7 protein-coding genes and 1 tRNA gene are annotated in these 9,017 nt (G+C 57.7%); all 8 read right to left on the bottom strand.

The features are described from left to right. The coding region (locus tag ACEN88_RS01525) for a hypothetical protein (RefSeq protein ID WP_413337060.1) at positions 1-708 on the bottom strand (708 nt) is incomplete at its 3' end. Then, positions 705-1,256, bottom strand: a complete 552-nt coding sequence (locus tag ACEN88_RS01520) for a TetR/AcrR family transcriptional regulator (protein ID WP_413337059.1) — start codon at positions 1,254-1,256, stop codon at positions 705-707. The genes ACEN88_RS01520 and ACEN88_RS01525, both read right to left, overlap by 4 nt. A gap of 67 nt (positions 1,257-1,323) precedes the next feature. Next, a complete protein-coding gene (locus ACEN88_RS01515) occupies positions 1,324-1,977 on the bottom strand; it encodes an energy transducer TonB (protein ID WP_413337058.1) in 654 nt (217 codons plus the stop codon). A gap of 139 nt (positions 1,978-2,116) precedes the next feature. Then, positions 2,117-2,192, bottom strand: a tRNA-Lys gene (locus ACEN88_RS01510). A 529-nt stretch (positions 2,193-2,721) separates the two neighbouring features. Then, positions 2,722-3,000: a PAAR domain-containing protein gene (locus ACEN88_RS01505; RefSeq protein WP_413337057.1), complete on the bottom strand. Its 279-nt coding sequence runs from the start codon at positions 2,998-3,000 to the stop codon at positions 2,722-2,724. Between the two features lie 50 nt (positions 3,001-3,050). Then, entirely contained in the window at positions 3,051-4,139 is a 1,089-nt protein-coding gene (locus ACEN88_RS01500; protein ID WP_413337056.1) for a T6SS immunity protein Tli4 family protein, read from the bottom strand. Between the two features lie 93 nt (positions 4,140-4,232). Further along, positions 4,233-6,110, bottom strand: a complete 1,878-nt coding sequence (locus ACEN88_RS01495; RefSeq protein WP_413337055.1) for an esterase/lipase family protein — start codon at positions 6,108-6,110, stop codon at positions 4,233-4,235. A 1-nt stretch (position 6,111) separates the two neighbouring features. Further along, on the bottom strand, positions 6,112-8,742 hold the full coding sequence (locus ACEN88_RS01490; RefSeq protein WP_413337054.1) for a type VI secretion system Vgr family protein: 2,631 nt from the start codon (positions 8,740-8,742) through the stop codon (positions 6,112-6,114). Positions 8,743-9,017 lie beyond the last annotated feature (275 nt).

Genomic DNA, 9,017 nt, shown 5'->3' with positions numbered 1-9,017 from the left:
GATCTGGCGCGCGAACGCGGCCGCGACTTCCGGTGCCGCCTCGGGGTGATTCAACACGCGGCCGGCGTAACGGTCGTCGCTCAGCAGCGCGATGCGCACGGCCGGCCCGGCCGGCTGCGCCAGCTGCCACACGCCGTAGGCCAGCGCCGCAAGCGCGGGCACCGACCATGCGAGGGTCCCGGACAGGTCGCGCGGCTTCACGTACAGGACGGCGAGCCCGGCGGGAATGACGGCCGCAAGGAAGGAGAGGCCGGCCACGCCGGCCAGCGATGCCGTCTGCAGCAGCGGCGCGACGTCGACCAGCGTGTAGCCGAGGGCGAAGAAGCTGCCGTTCGGCGACACGAGGCTGTGCAGGTAATCGATGGCGGCGAGCATCGCGGCGAATCCGAGCGGGGCCGCGCCGGCCGGAAAGCGCCGATACAGGGCGCGCATGAACAGGGCCGCGAGCATGAACACGAGCGCCTGGGCGACCGCGAGGCCATACACCATCGGCAGGAGCCGGCCATAGAACCACATGGGACCCGCCTCGGCCATCCATGCGGGCACGAACAGCAGGAGGGCGACGTCCCGTGGGCGCGGCGCGCGCAGGGCCATCACCAGCAGCGGCACGAACGCCGCGAGCGCCAGCCAGCCGAACTGTCCCGTGTCGCGGCTGATTGCCAGCACGGCGCCGCACAGCAGCGCGGTAAGGATGTGCCATCGTGTCATTCCTGTCCTCCCTTCAGGTAGATGCGCGCCGCCGAGCGCAGGCACAGCGCCGTGAATTCGGTCCGCGACAGGTTGAACCGTCCGGAGCGGTGCAGGTCCACGAGTCCCTGCAGCACGCCCCACACGCCCATCGCCAGTTCCAGCGGCGGCCCGGCGCGCACGAGTCCCGCCGCCTGGCCCTCCGCGAGGCGCTGCGCGAAGCCGCCGATGACCGGCGAGCGTCCCGCTTCGAAGTCTTCCGGGTAGATGCGTTCGGCGCGTGTCTTGAGCACGAAGGCGGCGTCGAACAGCGCCGGTTCGTCCAGCGCGAAATCGACGAAGGCCGTCGCGAGGGCGTCGAATCCGGCCAGCAGCGGCAGGCCGGCGAACATCTGGACACGGCGTTGCCACATCTCGAGCGCATGCGCGCCCACGGCCTGCAACAGGGCGGCCTTGTCCGCGAAGTGGCGGTACACGGCCATCGGCGTGATGCCGGCTTTCTGGCCGACGGCGCGCAGGCTCAAGCCGTCCAGTCCCTTTGCTTCGAGTTCGCTGATGGCGATGGCCAAGATGCGTTCTTTAGTAGTCATGTATACACTGTATACATTCTTTTACCGCAACGCAAGGGATAGGACGTCACCGGTTTACCCACGAAAACCGGAAGGGTTCCCACGACGGGACCGGGACCTTGTCGATCGTGGCCGCCACGAAATGGCATTTGCGCGCAGTGGCCAGCGCGGTCCGGTCGAGGATGGGTTCACCGCTCGAGCGGGCGATGCGCGCATCCGTCACCCAGCCATCGACGTTGATCAGCACCGCCAGGATGACATCGCCGGCGACCCGGCGCTCTTCGGCGAACCGCGGCAGCCGCGGGCGTTCGCAGTTATCGGGATTGACGACGGCCCGCACCTTGACGGGGATGTGTCCGCCGCCACCGCCGGGGCCGTCAGGCTTGCCGCCGGCCAGTTCCACCGGCGTGGGAATAGCGACGATGGTGGCCGCCACTTCCGTGCGCGGCACGACCTCGATGTCGCGCGGCGGCGGCGCGGCGGTTTCCCGTGCCGGTGGCCGGGGCTTGTTCTTGCGCCGCGGCGGCAGCGGGGGAGATGGGGGCGGCTCGACGACCTGCGGCGCGACGTTGGACAGCAACATGACGGTGTACGGCGTCCGCGGAAGCACGATGCGATCGGCGGTCACGAAAACGAACAGGACCAGCGCGTGGAGGGCGGCGACGAAGGCAATCCGGGGCAGCGCGCGCCTCGCGCGGTCGAATGCGGTGGACGTTGGCACGAAATCCCCCTCTGCGACGGCGGCTGTCTATGTTATGGCAACAATGTCATGTTGCCAATGCGCTGGGCATGGAGTGGATCTGAAAAACCCTGGAAAACAAAAAGCCCACGGACCAGGCCGTGGGCTTTCTGAGTATTCGTGGTAGGCCGTGCTGGGCTCGAACCAGCGACCAACGGATTAAAAGTCCGCTGCTCTACCAACTGAGCTAACGACCCGAAGAGGCCGCATTATAGCGGCTCGGCCGCCGTCCGGCTAGCGTCCGCGCCGGTCCGGGCGTACGGGCGGCGTCGCGGCGGTGATCGCGAAGCTGCCCAGGACGAAGGCGGCGGCAAACGTGGCGGCAAGCAGGGTCGACAAGGTACGCATGATGGCTCCCGGCGAATGGCGGATGCGATGTTCGGTTTTCGTATTGACGCTACCAAGTATAGGTAGCCGGGGATGCCAATTGGTTGCTGAATGGCAACACGATGTTCTGAAAGGCAAAACAAAAACGCCAGCTCGTGAAAGCTGGCGTTTTCGCTGAATCTTGGTAGGCCGTGCTGGGCTCGAACCAGCGACCAACGGATTAAAATCTTTGAGTTGGTACGGACAACGCGGTGAATCAATGACTTGCAACGTTTGCCAGATACGATAACCAGCCACACCAAAAGGAGCCAGCCATACCAAAGGAGGGGCGGTAATTTATCAAGAGTTACGTTACAAGTGCGCCACATGGTGAACTGGAGGAACAGTTATCGAGTCCGTTCAGCCCACGCTGGCCCGGTGCGTGCCAATCAACTTGCATCCGCATTCCGTGACACAGCCTTCCACGGCTACCGCAATGCCTTCCACCGATAGAGTAGGGTGGGCAGTGACGATCTTGTTGACCCCGTGTGGTTTGCCGCCCGGATATTGCTGCGGGCAATCCACCGGGTCGCCAAGCCGCGCGATGGGCTTCCCGTCTACATCGTGCAGTGGAGAGCCGCTAATCACCTTGCCGCCGTGATCGGTGGAATCGCCTACGACGATGATATTCATTGACATGTTTCGTACACATCCCGTATTGATTTCACCATTTCGACCAAACCCCAAGCTCAATTCCGGAAGCGCAGACTGCTAAGAAGTTTGTCCCAGAGGGCCACAGCTTCGTCATCGGTTAGTGAGCTTTTTGTTGCGTACTTTGTGTTTGCAGCCACACCGGTATCGAGATTGATATCGACACTTGCGGGATGCCGCAAATCACCGGTCTTTCCGATAGCTTCCCACATGAACTCGTGGATCATTGCGCCATCTTTTCCATTGTGCCGCAACAAGACTTCTTCGCCATTCCAGCCATTAACGATATGCTTGCCGATGCGCAAACGTACCAGCTCCGAATCTATCGGAAAAACAACGCCTTGATCCCGCATGGCAGCCTCGTGGCGCGCGATGATGCCCACGCCATTTGGACCATCGGTGCTGGCGTTTTTATTTGACATCACGGAGAAACTTATATCTGGATGGCTTGGGAAATGAACTCCAGCCGAGAATATCTCCTGGAAGTTTCCGGTGGTTTCTGCAATGAACCCCGAGTCGATGCACACGCCAGGACCTTTCGGTACTTCCGAATTATCACGTGCGCGCAGGTTGCGTGCAATGTCAGCCGATTTTTTTATGATTTGATCGGCGCTCTCTTCATCTCCAGATCCCCAGCCAAACTCGAAAACATGGTTGCCTGCCCGGACGAAACTCCTAATCCCCTCGCTACCAACCGACTTCAGATAAGGACTTCCGAAATACCGCAGCAACATGCTGTTCTGAACCGGTCCTTCCACAACAGAGGTGAATTCCACTTCGGGGCGCCTAATTAGAGTCGCTTTGCGGAATGCGTTTATCAGCTCCTTTTCTTTTCCAGCAGCATCTTCATGGGTAATGATTTTTGCTGGAATTTCTTGATAGCCCAGAATAAGCTGTGCTTCTTCAGGGACGTCGAGCACATACCGACCGAAACAGACCGCTTTTGTTTTTGCAAACAATTTTTCCAATCGTGGAGATATTTCGGTTTGAGTTGGCACGCCAGTGTCCTTGTAAGAATAGGGCTGATGATGAAGAAAGAGATAGAAGCCTGCAGCGGCAATAATGCCAGTCCAGGTCATTAAGATAAACCGCTTTTTTAATTCCGGGCTTGAAGTGTGGCTAGTCATTTTTGACGATGATAAAATCACTCGAGCAGCGATTCCAAGATTCTATTCGGATTGCCGAATCAGAACTTTACTATGCAGTATGCAACATACGTATTAGGCCTTCCACCATTCGGCGGTGTTTGCAATTTTTATCATCGCATATAACATGGAGACACTTACTGAATCCGCCTTGTAGCTCCCTTGGTGGTCATATCCGCTCTGGGTGAAGTGCACAGTCGCTTTCACTTTCGCTGCTGAATACTCGGAAGGGACAGTGCCATCTCCCGCGTCCTGCGGAGGCAGGAGTTTTAATTTAAACTTACGTTGGTCGCTTAATGCAACAATCAAATCACCTTTGCCGTCCTCGCTTACTAGTTTCCACAGCAATGGCGACTCTTTTGCAGCTGCAAGTGCCGTGTTGACGTTAATGTCTTCATAGGATAAGGGCTCGATTTTATAAATTACGTTGCCATGTGTTGGATTTTTCACATCGGCTGAGTAACTGGCGTATGTATGGGGGTGAAACGTTTTTTTGATCTTGGCGTGAAATGCTTGAGCATCGGCAATCCTTTCGTTAACTGATTCCTTTGCAGATGAATCGTCGAAGGTCTTCCCTGCCGGGTTTGTCCACTGAGGATTAATCAAGCGCCACCAGTTTTCGGGTGCCTGAGTGTAAATATCGGCTATTGGTGCTCCACTCATCGTCACCGCTTTGGTTGCGGTAGAGGGTGCCGCCGACGCGCCTGCGTTTGCTGGCCATTGTGCTAGGATTTTTCCGTTGCGGTCTTGGACTTTCAACCAGTTTTGGCCATACTCTGGCGTTGGTAAGAGTTCAAGAGGACCTGGCGCGTTGGCAAATACCGCAGTGACGTCTTGGCCCGTATTTCCGATGATGGCCGCAGCAGGAGAATGGCCGTCTACTCCGCTACGGACTCGTTTGTATGCTGCCGCAGAACCGTACACCGGTTGTACGCTGTGATAGATGCCTAGAACGGAGTCATTCAAGCCACCCATTTCAGGATGGATTAGAGCGCGTGCCAGAATTCCCCCCATTGAATGAGTAACCAGAATTACTTTGTCGCACTTGTGGCCATGCGTTTGATATGTCTTGATGAGATCTCTGATACGGGTAGCCGTTTTCTTGGCGGACACAGCATTGCTTTGGAGCCAGTTATAACCCATTGCATGGACTGGATAGAGACAGTTGGCCACACGTAAAACTTCTTTCTCGTCAAGCACGGCCGCATTAGGTGCTCCCCATCGTTTCGGTGAGGCGCCTGTCACAGAGATAAGTTGGCCGTTAGGATTCTCATTTGAGATCCAGAACATATCCAGCTGATTGCGACCTGTTTTATCTTTATACTGAGCGTACCATGAGCTGATAATACGATTCAGCTTGTCCTCCAGGGTAGATAGTGCCCCGCTATAGTCGCCGAACGAAATTTCGCTCCAGCCGCGCCATCGGGCTTTTTGTGCTGCTGTCGCCGCATTTGGGTTCTTTTTTGATAGATCCAATCCTACGAAGGCTTGGTCACTTTTCAGCAAACCAACGTCTTGCAAAGTTTCAGGTACATTGTTGTGTCGAATATCGGACTGCTGACTGAGCGTCCCGCTTGGGTCAAACCTGCCCTGGTCTTCGGTATACCGGTAATAGTCCACTTCAGTGTCGGCAGGGTCGAGCTTCATTTGACGTTCCCGCGGGCTTAAATAGGCGGTTTTTCGTACATTGCTAACCAACGTGGAGGCACCAAGATTATCTGGTCGCCAGGCGATATCGTCTTTACTTTTGAGGTCTGCTTTTCTTCTCCTACTCATGCGCAGATTGCTGCCCATGACACCAGGCAAGAATATAATAGGGATGACCCTGTTGGGCGGCGCTATGAAAATTGTTTCCCGCTGGTCGCTATCCACTGGCGTGAGATGGAATTCTCCTTCCATCGCGCCTCCCACGCTTTGTGTCATCGTTTTAACGTTACGAGTTTCTTCACCCATTTTATTCGCCCAATATTCTTAATTTGGCAGTTGCCATATCGATGCCTTTTTGTGTAGGCATACGACCCTCGGCATCGGTGATGCCCCTGATGATCGTTCCATCTTCGCGCGTTAGCTCAAACTTGCGATTTGCTAACGGCCCATCGAGATCGTGCAAGATCGGGGTCTGATCGAAGTGGCCTTTCTCCATCTCATTCGAGGCAAGCGCGAGGCTCTTTGGATCGACGAAGCTATGGGAGGCGGCATGGGCCACAAATGTGCCTGCTGTGCCGTGTTCAATCCCGGCCTTACTGAATTTGACGTAGCTGCCACCGCCATTGATAATGATGTCTTCCTTGGCATTGATAACAATTCGGTTGCCTGCTTGTGTAATGTTCAATTTCGCGAATAAATTGATACTGTTGGAAAGGGTCTGCACGTCGATATCGCCTGCCGTTGCGACCAGTTTTATGCCAGCTCTTTGAGCGAACAGGCGGAGCGTAGTGACGACACTCGCGAAGAAACCTTCTCCGGCTGCAATCGCGACGCTTTTTCCCGTTGTGATCGCGGTGTCCACCTCGCTCGAGATGTGTGTAGACTGAGCCGTGGTAGTAGCAATTCCAGCGGCGCTCGCCATTATTAAATGGGGCTGGGAGAGTTCCGGGAAGCTGCGTTTTGCGTAGTTGGCGCCATCACCCCGAACCGCGTCGTTTTGCGCCTTGAGCGACGCAGCGACACGTGATTGCTGGCCGTTTTCCTGTGCCCGGTTTTTCTCTGCTACTTCCGCATGGTTTTTTTGTCTTTGTTGGGCGGACGAGAGACGTTGAATGGACTCGCCCATGTCTTTAATGTGGGAGCTCGCGTTGGAGCGCGCCTCAGTGGTGATCAGCATGCCTTTTCCGGCCCGGGCGACGCCCCAGGCATCGGTAGCGATTTCCCAGCCTTCGCCTCGTTCGTCCCGGCGCCCATGATGATCTTCGATGCGGGTGATGTGCCCAAGCGATAGCTGGCTGCACTGATGATCGCTCTTCAGTTGCGCTTGGATCTTGTCTGGGGTATCGTCCAGCACCAAGTGATTACCGCGCCTGCTGCCTTCACCCGACTGCAGTTCGCGGCTGCGTAGACCGCTCAGGGCCTGCTGCTCCGGCAGCTGCCACGGCGGCATGTGCGTGTAGTTGTACAGCACACCGAGAATCAGCGGATGGTCGATGTTCCCGTTGACGAAGACCACGCCCACTTCTTCGCCGACCCGCGGCAGGCGAATATGCCCGAACTCGACACCGGCGCCCGGCGACATTACGCGCAGCCAGGGCGAGCTGTTCTCGTCGTATTTGCCGAGCCGGTCCCAGTGGAACTGGACCTTGACCCGCCCACAGCCGTCGGAATGGATTTCGGCGCCAGCCGGCCCGACCACGATGGCGGTCTGGATGCCGTGATAGGTGCAGGGCTGGCTGTTGTAGTGACGACCCGGGCGCCACTGGATAGTCTTGCGCACGCAGTGAAACGTGTTCTCGTAGTTCGATGGTGCGCCCGGTCCGGCTTGGTAGTTGTTGCTGGCTTCGTGGTCGACGGAGAGGATCAGGTAGTCGCGGTCGCGGATGCTGGGCTGGGCCGGTTCGCCACGCTTGGGGACGCGCAGCTCGGCGCTGAAGTGGTCGGCGAGCTTGAAGCACCGGCCCGGCTGGGCGGTACGATCGTTGCCGCGGGCTTTGAAGGTCTGCGTGTTCGCGTCGCGCTCGCTCATGCGCCGCTGCGCGAGCTGTTCGCCCTCGTCACGGGTGCGGAAACCGTATGATCCGGTGTCTTCGTAGATTTCGTAGGGGAAGACGTCACCCTGGTTGTTCAGGGACTCCGCGGTCGAGCGCTGCGCGACCGGGTTCTTGTAATCGAAGCTGGCCAGGGTCGTCTGGCCTGATCCGAGGCGACGCACGGGACTCCATTCGCGGATGCCGTCCTCTTCGAGCGAGCCCGCTTTGTCGCGGAACGGAATTTCGCCAGAATCGTCGATCCCGGTCGGATCGATGGGCTGCGCAAGCGTGCTCCTGTCGCTGAGCCAGAGCGTATGCCCATCCGCCCGGTGCTCGTACCAGTAGTGCAGCCCGAGTTCCTCCCAGCGGCGGTGCAGGTGGTTGTAGTCGGTTTCGTCATACTGGTTTGCGCAGGTCATGCGCGGATACTGTCCGACGATGACCGGATTCCAGTCGGCCTGGCGGTAATGCGCGAACGTCAGTTCGGTCAATTCGATGACGCTCTTGCCGTGGAAGGACACGTTGTCCTTACGGAGCTTTGCGAAGGCCAACCAAGGTTCGAGAACCATGTGGTAGAACGCGAAGCCGCCGTCAGCGTGTATGAAACGGAATTCAGTGACATAGCCGTTGAAGTAGCGCAGTGACCCATCTTCGCGCGCGAGGGAAATCGTCACCATCCTGCCCATCATCGCCTTCAAGGGAATCCGTGCGTCATCAGACAGGAGTTCGACCTCGAAGCGGAAGCAACGAGAGATTTCTTCGTGCGCGCTCAATCGGTTCGGCAGAAGGATCGCCTCCGGCCCATCGTCTCGGGGAAAGTCCAGACGCATCAGGCGGTCGTGCTGCGCATCGTAACTGAACGCCGACAGCGCAGCTCTTGCCGAGATCGCTTGGCCTCCGCCCATGTGCTGCCTCCGCATGGTTATCAGGGATTAGAAATTCCATCGGATAAGGTAACCAACACGTCTTGGGCCACCTTGACCAAAAGCAAGAGTCGGACTCTGCGTTTGTCATGAATAGCGTCAGAGAAGCGGAAGTCCGTTGCCTGCGCTTATCATGCTGAGCTTGAATAAGCTCAAAGTGAGCTGACGGGGGCTATATTTGCCGGCGCAGATGGCGCGTTATACGGTGGGGAGAAGGACTGCTGCGCGTCAGGAGCACAGCACAGTAGGTAGTAGAG

It is taken from the genome of Massilia sp. CT11-108, assembly GCF_047302915.1.
In the GTDB taxonomy this organism is placed as follows: domain Bacteria; phylum Pseudomonadota; class Gammaproteobacteria; order Burkholderiales; family Burkholderiaceae_D; genus Telluria; species Telluria orientalis.
Note: the sequence above shows the minus strand (reverse complement) of the source record. Positions and strands in the feature narration are given on the sequence as shown.